The organism is Bradyrhizobium sp. BR 1433 (genome assembly GCF_051547665.1).
GTDB classification, from domain to species: Bacteria; Pseudomonadota; Alphaproteobacteria; order Rhizobiales; family Xanthobacteraceae; genus Bradyrhizobium; species Bradyrhizobium australafricanum.
Map to the genome: position 1 here is coordinate 6,044,518 of NZ_JBPUGG010000001.1, position 17,648 is coordinate 6,062,165.

General features: G+C 66.1%; 21 protein-coding genes. 11 read left to right on the plus strand and 10 right to left on the minus strand.

The annotated features are described in order from the left end of the window. Nucleotides 1–110: 110 nt before the first annotated feature. Nucleotides 111–683: a disulfide bond formation protein B gene (locus ACSKB9_RS29125; protein WP_076824981.1), complete on the plus strand. Its 573-nt coding sequence runs from the start codon at nucleotides 111–113 to the stop codon at nucleotides 681–683. 206 nt (nucleotides 684–889) lie between these two features. Here the strand turns inward: ACSKB9_RS29125 and ACSKB9_RS29130 are convergent, their stop codons facing one another. Continuing rightward, the gene (locus tag ACSKB9_RS29130) at nucleotides 890–1,975 is read right to left on the minus strand and encodes an AbrB family transcriptional regulator (protein WP_016844891.1); all 1,086 of its coding nucleotides are present in this window, start codon (nucleotides 1,973–1,975) and stop codon (nucleotides 890–892) included. Nucleotides 1,976–2,303: 328 nt separating this feature from the next. Continuing rightward, nucleotides 2,304–2,585, minus strand: a complete 282-nt coding sequence (locus ACSKB9_RS29135) for a PsiF family protein (RefSeq protein WP_028342570.1) — start codon at nucleotides 2,583–2,585, stop codon at nucleotides 2,304–2,306. Between the two features lie 208 nt (nucleotides 2,586–2,793). On the opposite strand from ACSKB9_RS29135, the gene ACSKB9_RS29140 reads away from it, so the two are divergent. Continuing rightward, the gene (locus ACSKB9_RS29140) at nucleotides 2,794–3,279 is read left to right on the plus strand and encodes a hypothetical protein (protein WP_076824984.1); all 486 of its coding nucleotides are present in this window, start codon (nucleotides 2,794–2,796) and stop codon (nucleotides 3,277–3,279) included. Nucleotides 3,280–3,360: 81 nt separating this feature from the next. On the opposite strand, the gene ACSKB9_RS29145 is transcribed toward ACSKB9_RS29140, so the two are convergent. Further along, complete coding sequence (locus ACSKB9_RS29145) at nucleotides 3,361–3,918, minus strand: TetR/AcrR family transcriptional regulator (protein ID WP_438077413.1); 558 nt, start codon at nucleotides 3,916–3,918, stop codon at nucleotides 3,361–3,363. Between the two features lie 206 nt (nucleotides 3,919–4,124). Here ACSKB9_RS29145 and ACSKB9_RS29150 point away from each other — a divergent pair, with 206 nt between their 5' ends. The 6 genes from ACSKB9_RS29150 (at nucleotide 4,125) to ACSKB9_RS29175 (ending at nucleotide 8,118) form a co-directional block, all read left to right on the plus strand. Further along, nucleotides 4,125–4,559, plus strand: a complete 435-nt coding sequence (locus tag ACSKB9_RS29150; protein ID WP_438077415.1) for an acyl-CoA thioesterase — start codon at nucleotides 4,125–4,127, stop codon at nucleotides 4,557–4,559. Nucleotides 4,560–4,564: 5 nt separating this feature from the next. Continuing rightward, nucleotides 4,565–5,011: a PaaI family thioesterase gene (locus tag ACSKB9_RS29155; RefSeq protein WP_438077417.1), complete on the plus strand. Its 447-nt coding sequence runs from the start codon at nucleotides 4,565–4,567 to the stop codon at nucleotides 5,009–5,011. 333 nt (nucleotides 5,012–5,344) lie between these two features. Then, nucleotides 5,345–5,731 carry a CidA/LrgA family protein gene (locus tag ACSKB9_RS29160; RefSeq protein WP_438077419.1) on the plus strand — a complete coding sequence of 129 codons (387 nt, stop codon included), beginning with the start codon at nucleotides 5,345–5,347 and terminating at the stop codon, nucleotides 5,729–5,731. Then, entirely contained in the window at nucleotides 5,728–6,450 is a 723-nt protein-coding gene (locus ACSKB9_RS29165; RefSeq protein ID WP_438077421.1) for an LrgB family protein, read from the plus strand. The genes ACSKB9_RS29160 and ACSKB9_RS29165 overlap by 4 nt, the downstream gene beginning before the upstream one ends. 216 nt (nucleotides 6,451–6,666) lie before the next feature. Further along, on the plus strand, nucleotides 6,667–7,404 hold the full coding sequence (locus ACSKB9_RS29170; RefSeq protein ID WP_051003131.1) for a sulfite exporter TauE/SafE family protein: 738 nt from the start codon (nucleotides 6,667–6,669) through the stop codon (nucleotides 7,402–7,404). Between the two features lie 36 nt (nucleotides 7,405–7,440). Further along, entirely contained in the window at nucleotides 7,441–8,118 is a 678-nt protein-coding gene (locus tag ACSKB9_RS29175; protein ID WP_438077423.1) for a DsbA family protein, read from the plus strand. Between the two features lie 77 nt (nucleotides 8,119–8,195). Here ACSKB9_RS29175 and ACSKB9_RS29180 read toward each other — a convergent pair whose 3' ends face one another. Together ACSKB9_RS29180 and ACSKB9_RS29185 are read right to left on the minus strand one after the other, a co-directional pair. Continuing rightward, nucleotides 8,196–8,402, minus strand: a complete 207-nt coding sequence (locus tag ACSKB9_RS29180; protein ID WP_438077425.1) for a hypothetical protein — start codon at nucleotides 8,400–8,402, stop codon at nucleotides 8,196–8,198. 63 nt (nucleotides 8,403–8,465) lie between these two features. Next, the gene (locus ACSKB9_RS29185) at nucleotides 8,466–9,353 is read right to left on the minus strand and encodes a LysR family transcriptional regulator (RefSeq protein WP_438077427.1); all 888 of its coding nucleotides are present in this window, start codon (nucleotides 9,351–9,353) and stop codon (nucleotides 8,466–8,468) included. A gap of 120 nt (nucleotides 9,354–9,473) precedes the next feature. Between ACSKB9_RS29185 and ACSKB9_RS29190 the strand changes: the two genes are divergently transcribed. Both ACSKB9_RS29190 and ACSKB9_RS29195 read left to right on the plus strand, forming a co-directional pair. After that, the gene (locus tag ACSKB9_RS29190) at nucleotides 9,474–10,214 is read left to right on the plus strand and encodes an SDR family oxidoreductase (protein ID WP_438077429.1); all 741 of its coding nucleotides are present in this window, start codon (nucleotides 9,474–9,476) and stop codon (nucleotides 10,212–10,214) included. Between the two features lie 54 nt (nucleotides 10,215–10,268). Then, nucleotides 10,269–11,168, plus strand: a complete 900-nt coding sequence (locus ACSKB9_RS29195; protein WP_438077431.1) for an SDR family oxidoreductase — start codon at nucleotides 10,269–10,271, stop codon at nucleotides 11,166–11,168. A gap of 192 nt (nucleotides 11,169–11,360) precedes the next feature. On the opposite strand, the gene ACSKB9_RS29200 is transcribed toward ACSKB9_RS29195, so the two are convergent. The 3 genes from ACSKB9_RS29200 to ACSKB9_RS29210 all read right to left on the minus strand — a co-directional run bounded on the left by ACSKB9_RS29200 (nucleotide 11,361) and on the right by ACSKB9_RS29210 (nucleotide 15,082). Continuing rightward, complete coding sequence (locus ACSKB9_RS29200) at nucleotides 11,361–12,428, minus strand: phospholipase (protein WP_438077433.1); 1,068 nt, start codon at nucleotides 12,426–12,428, stop codon at nucleotides 11,361–11,363. Between the two features lie 23 nt (nucleotides 12,429–12,451). Then, on the minus strand, nucleotides 12,452–13,423 hold the full coding sequence (locus ACSKB9_RS29205; RefSeq protein ID WP_057016190.1) for a S1C family serine protease: 972 nt from the start codon (nucleotides 13,421–13,423) through the stop codon (nucleotides 12,452–12,454). Between the two features lie 144 nt (nucleotides 13,424–13,567). Beyond that, nucleotides 13,568–15,082 carry an AMP-binding protein gene (locus ACSKB9_RS29210; protein WP_438077435.1) on the minus strand — a complete coding sequence of 505 codons (1,515 nt, stop codon included), beginning with the start codon at nucleotides 15,080–15,082 and terminating at the stop codon, nucleotides 13,568–13,570. A gap of 321 nt (nucleotides 15,083–15,403) precedes the next feature. Here ACSKB9_RS29210 and ACSKB9_RS29215 point away from each other — a divergent pair, with 321 nt between their 5' ends. Continuing rightward, nucleotides 15,404–15,724, plus strand: coding sequence for a PilZ domain-containing protein (locus ACSKB9_RS29215; protein ID WP_438077437.1), 321 nt, complete (start codon nucleotides 15,404–15,406; stop codon nucleotides 15,722–15,724). 112 nt (nucleotides 15,725–15,836) lie between these two features. Here the strand turns inward: ACSKB9_RS29215 and ACSKB9_RS29220 are convergent, their stop codons facing one another. Both ACSKB9_RS29220 and ACSKB9_RS29225 read right to left on the minus strand, forming a co-directional pair. Continuing rightward, a complete protein-coding gene (locus ACSKB9_RS29220) occupies nucleotides 15,837–16,112 on the minus strand; it encodes a hypothetical protein (protein WP_438077439.1) in 276 nt (91 codons plus the stop codon). A 493-nt stretch (nucleotides 16,113–16,605) separates the two neighbouring features. Continuing rightward, nucleotides 16,606–17,634: a peptidoglycan -binding protein gene (locus ACSKB9_RS29225; protein WP_438077440.1), complete on the minus strand. Its 1,029-nt coding sequence runs from the start codon at nucleotides 17,632–17,634 to the stop codon at nucleotides 16,606–16,608. Between the last annotated feature and the right edge of the window lie 14 nt (nucleotides 17,635–17,648).

A 17,648-nucleotide genomic window follows, 5' to 3' on the forward strand; every position in this document is an offset into this window, starting at 1 on the left:
CGGCGGACGGCGGCCGTCACGGTCAACCCGCGCGGATGTGATTGTCCCGCGCCTCGACAGCGGTATTTTCACGCGATACGACCGCAATCGACGACCTTGGAGCAGGGCCCATGACCCTCCCGAACGATGCTCGCAGGAGGACCGACGTGACGATTGCCACCGCCCATCCGTCGCATGCTTCCGCCGCCGGCAATCCGGCGCTGACCTCGGCGCTGGCGATTGCCGTGATCGCGGCGGCGACCCTGGCCGGCGCCTGGTTCTTCCAGCTCGTGCTGGAGATCATGCCCTGTCCGCTCTGCCTCGAGCAGCGCTATGCCTATTACCTCGCGGTGCCGCTCGGCGCCGTGGTGGCGCTCGCGGCCGCCCGCGACGCGCCGCGTCCGGTGCTGCTCGCGGGCCTTGTGATCCTCGGCCTCGCCGCGCTCGCCAATGCCGGGCTCGGCACCTATCACGCCGGTGTCGAATGGGGGTTCTGGCCGGGGCCGACCGATTGCACCGGCCCGATGGTGGATTTCGGCAAGGCCGGCTCGCTGCTGGACCAGCTCGACAAGGTCAAGGTGGTGCGCTGCGACGAGGTGCAGTGGCGCTTCCTCGGCATTTCGCTGGCCGGCTACAACGCGCTGATCTCGCTCGTGATGGCCGCGATCGCCGGTTGGGGCGTGATGAAGGCCGCGAGGGCCTGAGGTCGGGCCGTACGGTTTTCCCGTTATCCGTCATGCCCGCGCAAAGGCTTCGCCTTTGCCGCTGGAGGAGGCCGCGAAGCGGCCCTCTCGAAGCATGGACGGGCACCAGCCGGGCTGTTCATCCTTCGAGACGCGCGGAGCCTGTCATCGGGCCGCGCTTCGCGCGGACCCGGTGGCGCTCCTCAGGATGACGGGACAAAGGGGGCCTAATCGTCGACGTCGTCCTGCGGCCGGCCGAACAGATGGATGATGCCCGGCGTCGAGATGGTGACGAACAGGAAGCGCGACAGATGATGCGCGCCGACGAAGATCGGGTCGATGTGCAGCGTCAACGCCAGCGCCAGCATCGCGTCCATCGCGCCCGGCGCGAAGGCGACCACGACGTCGGCGAGCCGCACATGGGTGGTGAAGCCGATCACCGCGACGAACACGGCCGAGATCAGGATGGCAATCGCAAACGAGCCGAGCCCGGCATTGACGTGACTGAGCAGCGTCGAGGTCTTCATCCGCGCGAAGCGGGTGCCGATGATGGCGCCGATGCCGACCAGCGCGACGTTGCGGAGCCAGGGCGGCAGGCCGCCATCGACCAGCCCGGAGCCGTGCAGCAGGCTGGAGGCGAGCATCGCGCCGAACATCCAGCTGGCGGGGAATTTGATCCAGCGCAGCAGCAGCGAGACGCCGATCGATAAGGCGACCAGCGCGACGAGGCCGAACGGCGAGGCGACTGAGGTCGGCAATGGCGGCGGCGCTGCATGCGTCACCCCGGTCAGCGCCAGCACCAGCGGCAGCGCTGCGGTCAAGATGATCACGCGCATGGTCTGCACCACCGCGATCGCCGCGACGTCGGCGCCCTTTTCCGCGGCGAGGATCGTGATCTGCGACAGCGCGCCCGGGCTGCCGGCAAGGAAAGCCGAGGTCTGGTCCCAGCCATGGATGCGTTGCAGATAGAGGCTCGAGCCGAAGGTCGAGCAGAACGTCGCCAGCGCCAGCAGGCCGATGGTGAGCGGATAGGAGCTCATGTGCTGCAGCAATTGCTGCGACATCAGCGAGCCGAGGGAGATGCCGAGCAACAGCAGCACCGATTGCGTCAGCACCGCCGGCACCGCGAGCGGCCGTCCGGCCAATGCGGCGATCGCGACCGCGACCATCGCCCCCGAGATCAGGCCGCCCGGCAATTCTGCCCACAGAAACAGCAAGCCGCCGACGGTGCCGATGACGAGGGTCTCGAGCCCGTTCAGGACTTTGCTGCGGTCGGGAATGGCCGTTGCCATCGAAGCGCGGATCAGGGTCACGCCGCCTTATGGCAAATTCGCGTGAACGCGACAAATGCATCTCGCGATTGCAGCATTGCGCCGCGGCTCGCCCGGCGCACGGATTTTTCACCCTTCGAAACGGGCCGGGGATTGCGATCAGTGTCGCCACAAACTCGTCATGACCGGGCAGAAGCGCGAAGCGCGTGTTCGCGCAGGTGTCCCGGCCGTCCACGCCTTTGCCACGTGCCAGCCAACACCCATGATGCCCGGCACAAGGCCGGGCATCATGGGTTCGTCGAGCGATCGAGCGCGTTTGCGATTGCCCTCCCCGATGGGGAGAGCGAATCGCATCAAGCCTGTCCGGACGTTACTTCGTCGCCGCGGGCGCAGCGGCGGCGCCGCCCGACTTCTCCTTCTTGCACTCGGAGCGGAATTTCTTGCGCTCCTTGCCGTGCAGCCCCTTGGCGTCGGCTTCCTTCGAGCATTCCAGCGACTGGGCGGTGCGCGGCTTCTTCTCGGCCGGCGCCTTGGTCTCGGCCTTCGGAGCGGCGTCCTTGGCGGCAGGCGCGGCCGTTTGCGCGAAAGCTCCGCCCATCAGCAGCAGGGAGGCCAGGGCGGTTGCGGACGCGAGCGTGGAAATCGTCTTCATGGGGCACCTCGTGAGGGAAAGAGGGCCGAAACGTCGCGCGACGATGCTGAACCGTGGATGAACATGCAGCGGTCCCGCCGCCACAATATTTTAACGCGCTGGCGCGCTGGCGCGTTGTCGCAAGTCGGGGTTGAGCTAGGATAATGGTCTTACGCCAATGCTCCCCACGGGAAACCAACGGGAAACCAGGGATGACGGGAGACCAGGGATGACCATTCAGACCAGATTGTTGTGCGTGCTTGCGGTGTCGGGCTTTGCAGCCTTTGCGGCGAGCGCGCCGGCGCAGGCCCTGACCGCGCAGGAATGCAGCGCCAAGTACCAGGCGGCCAAGTCGGCCGGCACCCTCGGCGGCCAGAAGTGGAATGATTTCCGCAAGGCGCAGTGCGGCGCCGACGCGACCCCGGCTGCGGCGCCCGCCGCTCCGCCGCCGGCAGCCGCCGCGCCCGCTCCGGCCGCGCCGAAGGAAGCCAAGCAGGCGCCCGCCGCGGCACCGGCGGCGCCGGCAGGACCCGCCGTATTTCCGAACGCCATCGATCCCAAATACGCCAAGGAGTCCGAAGGCAAGGGACGCATGCACACCTGCGTCGACCAGTACAACGCCAACAAGGCCACCGGCGGCAATGGCGGCCTGAAGTGGATCCAGAAGGGCGGCGGCTATTACAGCGAATGCAACAAGCGCCTGAAGGGCGCCTGAGCGAGCCGACCGAGTTTGGCGAGCGGCCGGCGTAAGCCGGCCGCTTTCCGTTTACACCGGCTCTATTGGCTGCAGTTCTCTCTACGGGTTTTTCATCAGCAGCTTGTCCGCCGACTGCGCCAGCAATTGCGCGCGCTTGCGCGGGCCGCGCTCGAGAAACAGCAGGCTCTGGCCGAAGATGAAGCAGTAGAACAGGAAGGCCTGCGCATCGGCCTCTTCAGTCGGCAGCCCGGTGGCGCGATAGAGCTGGGCGACATTCTTCAGCCGCGCGGCATCGACGCTCGCGGCGGCGGCGGCAGCGGCCTCATCGGTGCGCGCCCATTGCCGGATCGCGAGCTCGACCGCCATCGCCTCGGTGTTCATGCGCTCCGAATACAGCGTGATGATCGCCTTCAGCCGCTCGCGCGCGCTGGCGCCGTCGAGCGCGGTGTGCTTCTCGATCGATGCGATGCGGCCGTCGCGCCAGCGCGTCAGCATGGCCTCGAGCAGCGCGGCGCGATCCCTGAAGCGGCGGTAGAAACCGCCCTTGGTGACGCCGAGATTCTTGGCCAGTACCTCGACCCGCACGCCGTCGACCCCGCTATGCGCGAGTTCGGCGAAGCCGGCCGCGACCCAGACGTCGCCTTTGCCTTCAGTCATGCGATCTCCGCGCATCATAATGCGCGATGGGATCGTCATCGCGCATTAATCGCTTGTTTGTGCATGATCTCCGCGCAAACGCGTTGCGTTTGTCGCGAGGGAAAGCTGCTTCGCACTTTTCCGGATCATGCTTTGATACGGTACCGTATTGCTAGCCTGCTTCGTCCCTGATACGCTACCGTATCAAAAATCGAAGGAGGGATCCGATGGAGGGCGAGGCGACCTATCGCGGCACGGTCTATCCCTGGCACTGCGACCATATCGGCCACATGAACGTCATGTGGTATGTCGGCAAATTCGACGAAGCGAGCTGGAATATGTTCGCGCGGCTCGGCCTGACGCCGAGCTACCTGCGCGAGTCCGGCTGCGGCATGGCCGCCGTGCAGCAGAACATCTCCTACAAGCGCGAGCTGCTCGCCGGCGACCTCGTCGAGGTCAAGAGCCGGCTGGTCGAGTTCCGCGACAAGTCGATCCGTATCCTGCACGAGATGCGCAATGCGGAGACCGGCGAGATCGCCGCGACCTGCGAGATCGCGGCCGTGCATATCGACCGCGCCGCGCGCAAGGCGGCGCCGTTTGCGCCGGCGATCCGCTACGCGGCGATGCCGCATCTCGTGCCGTCAGAGCCCGCAATCGCGTGACCGCCATGCAGCGTTTCGAACCGAAGAATCCCGATTACCGTGCGATCGCGACCGATACGTTCGCACGCCAGCGCGCGATGCAGACGCTTGGTATCTCGATCGCGCGCATGGAGCCCGGCGAAGTCGATCTCGCGATGCCCTATGCGCCGGAATTCTGCCAGCAGAACGGCTTCGTGCATGCCGGGATCATCACCGCGGGGCTCGACAATGCCTGCGGGATAGCCGCCTTCACGTTGATGCCCGAAGGCTCCGACATCCTCACCGTGGAGTTCAAGACCAATCTGCTGGCGCCGGCCCGCGGCGAGCGATTCATGTTCCGCGGCGTCGTGGTCAAGCCCGGGCGCACGCTGACCGTCTGCGACGGCCGCGCCTACGCGATCCAGGACGGCGTCGAGACGCTGGTCGCGACCATGAGCGGCACGCTGATGGCGCTGCAGCGGCGGGAGTCGTAAAAGGCTGAATCTGCGCCTGTTGCTTTCGCAGGGACGACGATTGTGGATGCAGGCCGCGCCACACACCCCGTGTCGTCCCGGCGAAAGCCAGGACCCATTACCCCGAATCTCAATTGTTGCGCTGGCTGGGGCCACGATCCCGGTCATCACCGAATGCGGTGGTTATGGGTCCCTGCTTTCGCAGGGACGACAAGCGGGGATGACGGTCTGAGAAAGTGTGACGGATTTGAAGGCGGCGGCGCCCAAGATCTGCGCATGCATCCAAGACCCACGCATTGACAAGGTCCCGCCACACCGACCTGATAGGCGGATGTCTCGCGTGAGCTTCCTGCCATGATCGCCAGCCTCAGCCTGATCCTGCTCTGCCAGCTGGTCGGCGAGGTCGCCGTGCGCGCGCTGGCGGTACCGGTGCCGGGCCCGGTGGTTGGCCTCGTGCTGCTGCTGTTGCTGCTGTTGGCGCGCGACCGCTTTCCGGCGCTGGCATGCGGGCCGCTCGGCGATGACGGCGTCGAGAGCGCGAGCCGCGGCATGCTCGCCAATCTCTCGCTGCTGTTCATTCCGGCCGGCGTCGGCGTGGTGCAGAAGCTCGATCTGCTCGCCGAGCACGGCATCGCGGTCCTGGTGATCCTCGCGGTTTCGGTCATCGTCACCCTGCTGGCGACGGTTGCAACCTTCGTTGCGGCGAGCAGTTTGTTGTCGCGCGAGGAGGAGAGGCCGTGAACGACAATCCGTTCTCGCTCTGGGTCTATCTCTCGCAGTCGCCGCTGCTCTGGCTGACGGTGACGCTGTTGATCTATGCGGCGGCCGACGCGGTGTCGCTGAAGACAAGGCGGCACCCGCTCGCCAATCCCGTGCTGCATTCGGTTTGGATCATCGGCGTGTTCCTGCTGCTGACCCGAACCTCCTACACCACCTATTTTGCCGGCGCGCAGTTCGTGCACTTCCTGCTCGGGCCGGCGACGGTGGCGCTCGCGGTGCCGCTCTACGAGAATCGCCGGCGGGTCGCGGCGGCGATCCTGCCGATGCTGATTGCGCTCGCGATCGGCTCGCTAACGGCGATCGTCTCGGTGGTGCTGCTGGCGCAGGCGTTCGGGCTGCCGCGCGACGTCATCCTGTCGCTGGCGCCGAAATCCGTCACCGCCGGCGTCGCGATGGGCATCAGCGAATCCCTGCATGCCGATCCCTCGCTGACCGCGGTGTCGGTGATCCTCACCGGCATCATGGGGGCGATCATCGTCACGCCCCTGATGAACTTCACCGGCATCACCGACTTTCGCGCCCGTGGCTTTGCGGCGGGCATAGCCGCCCATGGCATCGGCACCGCGCGCGCCTTCCAGGTCGACGAGGTCGCCGGCGTCTTTGCCGGGATCGCGATGAGCCTGAACGCGCTGGTCACCTCGCTGCTGGTGCCGCTGGCTGTGACATATCTGCTGCGCTGAGCATGATCCGGAAAAGTGGGAACCGGTTTTCCCTCGCGACAAACGCAACGCGTTTGGGCGGAGATCATGCTGATATCGAGAGTCCGGCTGCAGGGCAGTTTTGTGCTATTGATATGGCGTTGAGCAGCAAATCCTTCTAGGGTCGCCGGCTCAAACGCGAGTCTGTTCCCCTTGGTCTTCTCCGCAACTCAAAGCGTGCTTGGGCTGGCATCGGGCATGCTGGTCGGTTTTTCGCTGGGCCTGGTCGGCGGCGGCGGCTCGATCCTTGCCGTGCCGTTGATGGTCTACGTGGTCGGCGTGCCGGAGCCGCATGTCGCGATCGGCACCTCGGCGATCGCGGTCGCCGCCAACGCCGCGGTCAATCTCTCCAACCACGCCCGCGGCGGCACCGTGATCTGGTCCTGCGCGCTGGTGTTCGCGCTGTCGGGCATGCTGGGCGCGTTCGGCGGCTCGATCCTCGGCAAGATGCTGGAGGGGCAGAAGCTGCTCGCGCTGTTCTCGCTGGTGATGCTGGTCATCGCGGGCCTGATGCTGAAGAATCGCGCGCGGGTCGGGCTGACCGACGTCAAGATCTCGATGTCCAACATGCCCGCGATCATCGGCCTCGGGCTTGCCACCGGAACCATGTCGGGGTTCTTCGGCATCGGCGGCGGCTTTTTGATCGTGCCGGCGCTGATGCTGGCGACCGGGATGCCGATCATGAACGCGGTCAGTTCCTCGCTGGTTGCCGTCACCGCCTTCGGCATGACCACGGCCCTGAGCTATGCGTGGTCCGGGCTGGTGTCGTGGGGCCTGGCGGGGCTATTCGTCGCCGGCGGCATCGCGGGCGGCCTTCTCGGCACAAGCAGCGCCCGCCACCTGTCGGAACGGCGCGGCGCGCTTAATATCGTGTTTGCGACTGTGATTATCGTGGTGGCGATCTATATGCTGCTGCGTAACATCAATGTGTCCTGAACGTAGAAGGGCGAAGAGCTCTTGCGAAAGCCAGCTATGAACCAACTGACGAAATCGCCCCTTATCGACGCCGGTGCCACCCGCCGCGGCGCGCTCGGCCTGTTCGGTGCCGGCATCGCGCTCATGGCCGCGGGCGCCGCACGCGCCGAGGACGACAATGTCCTGACCGAGGAGCAGGTGCTGCGCGATCCGGATATTCCTGACATCGGCAACCCCAAGGGCGACATCACCATCGTCGAATGGTTCGACTACAACTGCCCCTATTGCCGCAAGCTCGCGCCGGAGCTGCGCCAGGTGGTGCAGGACGACGGCAAGGTCCGCCTCGTGCTGAAGGATTGGCCGATCCTCGGACCGGTCTCCAAGGTCGCGGCGCGGATGGCGCTGGCGGCGAAGTACCAGAACAAGTTCGACGTCGCGCATGAGGCGATGATCTCGGTCAATTCGCGCATCACCGAGCCGCGCATCGCCGAATTGCTCTCGGGCGCCGGCCTCGACATGGACCGCCTGAAGAAGGATCACGACGCCAACGCCAAGGCGATCGATGCGATCCTTTCGCGCAACAACGAGCAGGCGCTGGCGTTTGGCTTCAACGGCACGCCGTCATTCATCGTCGGCAAGTACCGCGTACCGGGCGTGCTCAGCATGGATCAGTTCGAGCAGGTGATCGCCGACGCCCGCAAGGCCAATATGGGTCGCAAGACCGAGCAGAATTGATCGCGCTTCCTGTGACGAAAATGGCCTCTCCGGCGCTGGAGAGGCCATCTGCTTTTATGTCGGCTTGAAAACAATCGTTACTTCGCCGCGATCCTGTCCCACTGCTCGCGGGTGCGCGTCTTCAGCAGGTTCCAGTCATGCGCTGCGACGTCCCAATTGACGATGGTGCGCGTGTCCTGCGCCACCTCGCCATTGGCGACGCTCGACGTCCGCATCGAATCGTAGACGTAGACGCCGCATATCAGCAGCAGCGCGCCCAAAATCATGCCGAAAAAGGTCCGCATCGCTCAATCCCTCCGGTGTCCGAAGCATAACGTTGCTGGGCTCGCTGTGGTTCCGGCGATCGATCAACTGCGCGCGAACGCCCGCATCACGTAATCGATGAACACGCGCACGCGCGGCGAGAGCTGGCGGTTGCGCGGATAGAGCAGGCTTACCGGCACCGATGGCGGCGGACATTGCAGCAGCACCGCGACCAGCGTTCCGTTTGCCAGATCGGTTTCGGCGTGGAAGCGCGGCACCTGCACGAGGCCGAGGCCGAGTTTCGCGCTCGCCAGATAACTCTCGGGGCCGGTCACCGACATCGGCGCCGGCAGCGGAAATTGTTTCAGCACGCCGTCGATCACGAACTCCATCGGCCGCAGGCGTCCGGTCGTCAGCGAGCGGATGCCGATCATGCGATGGCCATCGAGTGCGAACGGGTCGACCGGTGTGCCGAAACGCGCAAGGTAATCCGGCGTCGCGCAGGTCAACCGCTCCAGCATCGTGACCTGCCGCGCGATCATGTCGCTGTCGGGCAGCTTGCCGAAGCGCAGCACGCAGTCGACGCCTTCGCGGATCAGATCGACCCAGCGGTCGCTCTCGCTCATGTTGATCTCGATGTCGGGATATTCGGCGAGGAAGCCCGGCAGGTTCGGCAGCAGGAAGTGCCGCGCCAGCGTGCCCTGCACCTCGAGCCGCAGCAGCCCCTTCGGCCGCGCGCCGCCGAACGCGCCCTCGGCGTCTTCGAGATCCGCGATCAGCGACAGGCAGCGGCGGTAGTGCGCCTCGCCATCGAGCGTCGGGCGCACCGTGCGCGTGGTGCGCTCGAGCAGCCGCACGCCGAGCCGCGCCTCCAGCCCCTTCACCGCGTCCGTCACCGTCGAGCGCGGCAGCCCCAGATCCTCGGCGGCGAACGAAAAGCTGCGCCGCTCGACCACCCGGGTGAACACGCGCATCGCGTCGAAACGGTCCATCTATTGTCCGGAAATAACGAATAGTGATGTCGGATGATGCATGATTATCCGGAAGACGCCAAGACCTAATGTCCTCCCATCGAACGCGGCGCGGCCGCACAACCTGATGGGAGACTGAAAATGACCAACCAAACCAACAAGGTAGCTCTGGTGACGGGTGCCTCGCGCGGGATCGGCGCGGCGGTGGCCGAACGCCTCGCCAAGGACGGCTTCACCGTCGTCATCAACTACTCCGGCGACGCCAAGTCCGCCCAGGCGGTGGCCGACAGGATCGAGGCCGCCGGCGGCCGGGCACTGACCGCGAAGGCCGATGTCAGCGATGCCAACGCGGTGCGCGGCATGTTCGACGCGGCGGAAGCCGCCTTCGGCGGCGTCGACGTGCTGGTCAACAATGCCGGCATCATGAAGCTCGGCAAGATCGCCGACAGCGAGGATGCCGCGTTCGACCAGCAGGTCGCGGTCAATTTGAAGGGCAGCTTCAACACCATGCGCGAGGCGGCGCGCCGCCTGCGCAACGGCGGACGCATCGTCAACTTCTCAACCAGCGTCGTCGGCACCAAGCTCGAGACCTACGGCATCTATGTCGCGACCAAGGCCGCGATCGAGTCGTTGACCGCGATCCTGTCCAAGGAGTTGCGCGGCCGCGGCATCACGGTGAATGCGGTCGCGCCCGGGCCGACCGCGACCGACCTGTTCCTGCACGGCAAGTCGGACGAATTGATCGACCGCTTCGCCAAGATGGTGCCGCTGGAGCGGCTCGGCACGCCCGATGACATCGCCAATGTTGTGTCGTTCCTCGCCGGCCCCGACGGCTCCTGGATCAACGGCCAGGCGCTCCGCGCCAATGGCGGCCTGGTCTGACGCCCGCACATCTCCAACCCAACTCGCATTCAACCGATCGCAAGGATACGTGTCATGAAACAGGTCATCGTCATTACCGGCGCTTCGAGCGGCTTCGGCCGCCTCACCGCCAACGCGCTCGCCAAGGCCGGCCACACCGTCTACGCCTCGATGCGCCACACCACCGGCCGCAACGCCGCCGCGGTCGCCGATATCGAGGAGTTCGCGCGCGACAACAAGGTCGACCTGCGCTCGCTCGAACTCGATGTCGGCTCGCAGGCGTCAGGCGATGCGGCGATTGCGCAGATCGTCGCCGAGGAAGGCCGCCTCGACGTCGTGATGCACAATGCCGGCCACATGGTGTTCGGCCCGGCGGAGGCGTTCACGCCCGAGCAGCTTGCCGAGCTCTACGACGTCAACGTGCTGTCGACACAGCGCGTCGATCGCGCGGCGCTGCCGCAGCTGCGCAAGCAGGGCAGGGGACTCGTGGTCTGGGTGTCGAGCAGCTCTTCGGCCGGCGGCACGCCGCCCTATCTCGCGCCGTATTTCGCGGCCAAGGCCGGCATGGATGCGATGGCGGTGATCTATGCCCGGGAGCTCACGCGCTGGGGCATCGAGACCTCGATTATCGTGCCCGGTGCCTTCACCGGCGGCACCAACCACTTTGCGCATTCCGGCCGTCCCGCCGACGAGGCCCGCGTCGCCGAATATGAGGCCGGTCCCTATGCCGGCTTCGGCGAGGAGATCATGAAGGCGTTCGCGGCGATCGTGCCCGAGGATGCCGACGCCTCGTCGGTCGCCGACGCGATCGTCAAGGTCGTCGACACGCCGTTCGGCAAGCGGCCGTTCCGCGTCCACATCGATCCGACGCAAGATGGCGCCGAAGTCGCATTCGGCGTGATCGACCGCGTCCGCAACGAGATGCTGCACCGGGTCGGCTTCTCCGACCTGCTCAAGCCGCGAGATAACCAGTAACGTTGTCTGGGTTGAAGAGTAGCGCCCGCGCGGCCCCACCCGTCACCCGTCACCCTGAGGAGCGCGAAGCGCGTCTCGAAGGATGCACGGCCCCGATGCAGCCGCGCTGCCGCGGCCGGGCCGTCGACCCTTCGAGACGCGCTTCGCGCTCCTCAGGGTGACGGGGAGAGAGTCCTTTAAGTGCCATTGCTCTCATTCACCATTCATCCACTGCATGATCTCCGCATTGATCTCGCGCGGATAGGTGTGGCTGAGATCGTCGATCTCGCGATAGGTCACCCTCGCGCCGGCGGCCGACAGCAGGCTTTGGGTCTGCCGCGCGGTCTGCACCGGAAACATCCAGTCGAGCCGCCCGTGGGTGATGAAGATCGGCAAGCCGCGCAGCCGCTCCGCGTCGGCGATCTCCGCCATCAGCGGATGGAAGGTCGCGGCAACGGGCGCCAGATGCGTGAAGCGCGAGGCGCCGTCGAGCCCGCTCACATAGCTGAAGGTACCGCCGTCGCTCATGCCGGTCAGCAGCATGCGCGTCTCGTCGATCGTCCAGCGCGCACGCACCTGGTCGAGGATGCGGTTGAGGTTCAGCGTGTCGGTGTCCTCGCCCATCAGCGCCCAGGTCTGGCCGGTCGCGGTCGGCGCCACCAGGATGGCGCCGCGACTGCGCGCGTCGCGCAGCCAGCTCCACAGGAAGCCGCGGCCGTTGCCGCTGCCGCCATGCAGCGCCATCACCAGCGGCCAGGCGCGATCCGGCGTGTAATATTCCGGCACGTACATCGAGAAGCCGCCGCGGCTGCCCGGCTCGTTGCGCTCGTGGAAGATGCCGGTGTCGGCGTTGGGCTTGGCGGCGAGCTTTGCCTGCAGCTCGGTATCCTCGCGCAGATCGGGCGCGATGAAGAAGCCGCTGACCGGCGGCAACTCGGTCAAGGGATAGAGCGCCTCCTGCGCCCGCGGCAGATAGCGCAGCGCGCGGAACACGCTGACCAGATCGCCTTCGCCGTTCTGCACGGCGCGCAGCCCAGCGTAGCCGGCGAGCGCCGGTTCGATCGCAGCTTCCAGCGCGGTCTTGATGTGCGCGAATTTCTTCGGCCAGTCGGCGAGCCGCGGCCGCACCGCCTGCAAGGCCTCCTCGGGCTCGCCCGCGATTTGCATCACGCGATCGAAGTCCGGCGGATTGAGGTTGCGCGCGACGAAGGACAGCGATTCCAGCGTCTGCAACAGCGGCGGCAGCACGGCCACGATGTCGTCAACCACCGCCTCGCTCATCGCCGCTGCCTCTTCCCTTTGCCTCAATGAAGCCGCGGCGCCTTCAACAGCTTTATGCGGTCGATCGAGGTCAGCGTGACGTCGAAGGTGACGCCTTCGTGATAGATGGTCAGCGGCACGTCGACGCCGGCCGCGCCGAGCGACCAGAGCTTGCGGTAGAAGCCGGCCTGGCTCGTCACCTTGTCGCCATCGACCGCGAGGATCACGTCGCCGGTCTTCAGTTCGGCGCGCGCCGCCGGTCCCTTGCTGGCGACGCCGACCACCACGAGGCGGTTGTCGATCTCGGTCGTGAACATGCCGAGCCACGGCCGCGCCGGCTTGTCGACCCGGCCGAACTTGCGCAAATCGTCCAGCACCGGATTGAGCAGATCGATCGGCACGATCATGTTGACATGCTCGGCGTGGCCCGAGCGCTCGCGTTCGAGCTGCAGCGAGCCGATGCCGATCAGCTCGCCGGCATTGTTGATCAGCCCGGTGCCGCCCCAGTTCGGATGCGACGGAGAAGTGAAGATCGCCTCGTCCAGCAGATACTCCCAGTAGCCGGCGAATTCCTGCTTCGCCGCGATCTGGCTTGCGACCGAGCGCGTGCGGCCGCCGGCGCCGCCGAGCACCACATTGTCGCCGACCTGCGTCGCCGCGGACGAGCCGATCCGCAGCGGCTCGAGATCGACCCGGCCGAGCGCCTGCACCAGGCCGAAGCCGGATTCGAAATCGAAGCCGAGCGCGTGGCCCTCGACCGCGCGGCCGTCGCCGAGATGCAGCCACACCGTGGCGGCTTCAGTAATCAGATAGCCGATCGTCAGCACCAGCCCGTCGTCGATCAGGACGCCATTGCCGGCGCGCTCGGTGCCGAGCGTCTCGGCGCTGAAAGCATCCGGCGGAATGATCGAGTGCAGCCCGACCACACTCATCAGCGCGCGATCGAGATCGTAGCGGTAATCTTCGGGGCGAGGCTGAAAGGCCGCGGGCACTTTCCATTCGGTCGTGGAGGGCATCAAGGGATCTCCTGGCGTGCAGGGCGCTGGAACCTCAAGGTAGACCGAGGTTCTGCCGGCAGGGAAGATGGAATGATATACCTTGCAGGGCCGCCTGCACAGCTCATGTGGCGTGCAGACCTGCCCCTCGCAAGATAATTGAACCTATTCGGTTTTTGCCGCACGCGCCGGCATGATGCGGAAGGCACGGTTGTCCTTGATCCACGCGGCGCGCTCGTCGCGCAGCATGGTGCGGCGAACCTTTCCGGAATCGTCGCGCGGCGCGGTGCCGACGCGCTCGAAACTTTCCGGATGCTTGTAGCGGCTGAGCCGGTCCTTCAGGAAATCGCCCATGCCGTCGGCGATCGCTTGTGCATCGGCGCTGTCGGCGAGCTCGAGGATCGCATGCACGCGCTGGCCGAATTCCGGATCGGGCAGTCCGACCACGACGCAGGAGCGCACCTCGGGATGCTCGCTGACCGCGGCCTCGACCTCGGCCGGATAGATGTTGGCGCCGCCGCGCAGCACCATGTCGGCGAGCCGGTCGCCGAGATAGAGATAGCCTTCTTCATCGAGCCGGCCGATATCGCCGAGCGATTCCCAGCCGTCCGGCCGCCGCTTCGGCGTTGCGCCGAGATAGTGATAAGTCGAGCCGGCGCCGTCATTGGGCAGGAAATAGATTTCGCCGGTCTCGCCGGACGCGACGTCGTTGCCGTCCTCGCCGATGATGCGCAGTTTCGCGGTCTCGCCGATCTTGCCGACCGAGCCCTTGTGCGCCATCCATTCGGTGCCTGAGATCACGCAGGCGCCCTGCCGCTCGGTGCCGCCATAGAGCTCCCAGATCCGCTCGGGGCCGAGCCATTCGATCCACTTCTCCTTCAGCCAGGGCGGCATCGGCGCTGCCATGTGAAACACGATGTTCAGGCTGGAGACGTCGTAGCGGTTGCGCACCTCCTCGGGCAGCGCCCAGATCCGGTGCATCATGGTCGGCACGAAGTTCACCCATTGCACGCGCTCGCGCTCGATCAGCCGCAGCGTCTCCTCGGCGTCGAACTTCACCATGCCGGTGACCCTTCCGCCCCCGAACAGCGCAAAGTGCGAGAGGATGAATGGCGCATTGTGATACAGCGGCCCCGGATTGAGCAGCGAGGTGTCGCGCGCAATGCCGAGCGTCGCCTCGGCCGTGGTCTCGATCACCGCGGGGTTGTGATCGAGGATCACCTTCGGCCGCCCGGTCGAGCCGCCGCTCGTCATCGCCTTCCAGTAGCGCGCGACCGGCGCATCGAGCGGCTCCTCGGAGAATCCGTCCGGCACGAAATTCACCGGCAGCGAATTCGGCGCATTCCAGTCGGCCTCGCCGCCGACCACCAGCGACGGTTTCAGAATCTCGAGCACGGCAGCGGCCTCGCCGCGCGGCAGCCGCCATGACAGCGAGGTCGGCGTCGCGCCGCACTTCCACACCGCGAAGGTCGTCTCGAAGAACGCGTTGCTGTTGGGCAGCCCGATCGCGACGAAGTCGCCGGGCTTGACGCCCTTGGCGGCGAAGGCGCGCGCCCGTGCATTGGCGCGGCGCTCGAGCTCGAGCCAGGTCAGCGCATCCGCGCCATGACTGATGGCGATCGCATCCGTGGGCTTGCGTTCGGCATACCAGCGCGGCACGTCGGCGAGGGGGATCAGCATGGTCGTTTCCGTCGGAAAAGGCGGCTTGAAGCGCTCTTGTTGCAGGGATGTGGCCAAGGCCACGGCCGCCACTTCACCAACAGTGCGGTCTCCGTGTCAAGCCGACGGTTGCCGAGACGGTCGGTATCCCGCTGATGGAGTTGCAGAATCCCTGTTCGCTAAAAGCCGCGTCAAGATTCCGGTAAAGTTCAAGCGATCGCGCTAAGCCGGGCTTTACGGGGGGCCGGCATTGTGGCCGTTGCGGTTCTGTGCCGGGCGCGTCGAGCGACGTGCACGGCGTGCAATGTCTTTCAATGACCAATGGCTTCAAGGACGGCGACGATGGCGAGCAATGGAGCACGGATCAAGGTCAGTCGCGAGCCGCGGCGCCAGCTCAACAATCGTGCGGCCTGGATCACGGTCGACGACGGCGCGACCGAGAGCGAATGCGCCGTGGTCGACATCTCGCCGGGCGGCGCCAAGATCACCACCGAGGTCGAGTTCGAGGTGAAGGACCGGCTTGCGCTGACATTGCTCGCCGATCACGCCAAGCGCTTCCCTTGCGAGGTGGTCTGGCGGCGCGGCAAGACCTACGGGCTCAAATTCGTGACCGCCGAGGTCGAGGCGGTTGAACCGGCCGCGGAGCCGGCCGGCGCGACCTAGCGCGGCCTCATCAATCAACGTTCGAATGGACATCGGCGCAGACCATCGCCGATCGCATCGGGCGCGCGTCCAATTGTTTACGCCAGGACGTCCCGCGCAAGCGTGGCTCACGTCAACGTCGCTGCGGATTGTCGGCATTGCCGGTGGTGGTGCCCGTCGGGCCTCCCGGAAGCGCCGGTGCGGCGCTGCCGCCGCCGGTGCCGGAAGACGGCGCGACGCGCTGGCCGGACTGGGTCGGGAGCGAGGTGCCGCCGACGCCGTTCGACGGCGCGGCGCGGTCGCCCGGCCTGGGCGGCAGCGGGGTGCCGCCGGTGTTCTGCGCGAGAAGCTGGGCCGGTGCTAGGACGAGGCCGGCGGCGACGACGATGGCAAATTTGGTCTTGAACATGCGCTGGTCCGAGATGGCGCGGTGAGGCTGCAGCAAGTGGCACAGCCGCGACGGAGATGAGATATCCGCCAAGCCCGCGAGATTGCGATACCAACATAACGTCAGCCGCATTTGATGCGTTCCCGGACGCCTCGCCAAGGCGAAGCAAATATCCGTGTAATGAACGGTCTCCACCGATCGCGGCGACGCCTCGCTGGTGTTGCGGATCTTTCGACATGAAGTTTGGACATTCATGTCGCGAGAATGCGGATGTGTGACTCACAGACCTCGCCACACACTCAATGTCGTCCTGGCGAAAGCCAGGACCCATTACCCCAAATCTCAATTGTTGCGCGATGCTGGGGCCACGATCCCGTCCAGGATCAAGTGCGGTGGTTATAGGTCCTGGCTTTCGCCAGGACGACGAACGGATAGTGCCGTGTGCCCGTCCCACGGGTTGACGCAAACACAGTCGAGCCCGGCAATGACGACTGGTTGGCCAGGCGCCGTCGCCCTAGCGTTCCGTCAGCTTCAGCTCGATGCGGCGGTTGCGCTTGTAGGCCTCTTCGGTCTGCGCGGTGTCGAGCGGCTGGAATTCGGCAAAGCCGGCGGCGACCAGGCGCTGCGCCGGCACGCCGAGCGAGACCAGGTACTGCACCACCGAGATCGCGCGCGCCGAGGACAGCTCCCAGTTGGACTTGAACAGCGGGCTGTTGATCGGCCGCACGTCGGTGTGGCCGTCGACGCGCAGCACCCAGGCGATCTCGGGCGGAATCTGCTTGTCGAGATCGATCAGCGCGCTCGCGACCGTTTCGAGCTCGGTCTTGCCCTCGGGCAGCAGCGTCGCCTGGCCGGTGTCGAAAAACACTTCCGACTGGAACACGAAGCGGTCGCCGACGACGCGGATATCGGGACGGTTGCCGAGGATCGCACGCAGTCGGCCGAAGAATTCCGAGCGGTATTTCGACAGTTCCTGCACCCGCTGCGCCAGCGCGACATTGAGGCGCTGGCCGAGATCGGCGATGCGGTTCTGCGATTCCTTGTCGCGTTTCTCGGAGGCGTCGAGCGCCTCCTCGAGCGCGGCGAGCTGGCGGCGCAGCGCGCTGATCTGCTGGTTCAGCAGCTCGATCTGCGCAAGTGCGCGCGACGATACGGCCTTCTCGGACTCCAGCGCCTTGTTGAGTTCGTTGGCGCGGCCCTGCGCGTCGCTGCCGGAACTCGCGAGCCCCTCATAGAGTCCCTTCATGCGGTCGCGCTCGCCTTCGGCGGAAGCGAGCCCGGCGCGCAGCTGCGCCACCTGGTCGTCGAGCGTCAGCTTGGAGAGCTTCTCCAGCGACAGCAGGTCGTTGAGCTGGGCGATCTTGGCGGTGAGCTGTTCCAGCGCCTTGTCCTTGCCGGTGACCTCCTGCGACAGGAAGAACTGCACGACGAGGAACACCGACAGCAGGAACACGATCGACAGCACCAGCGTCGACAATGCGTCGACAAAGCCGGGCCAGTAGTTGAAGCCGGATTTGCTGCGGCGCGAGCGGGCGAGGGCCATGGGTGTCTCCTTGG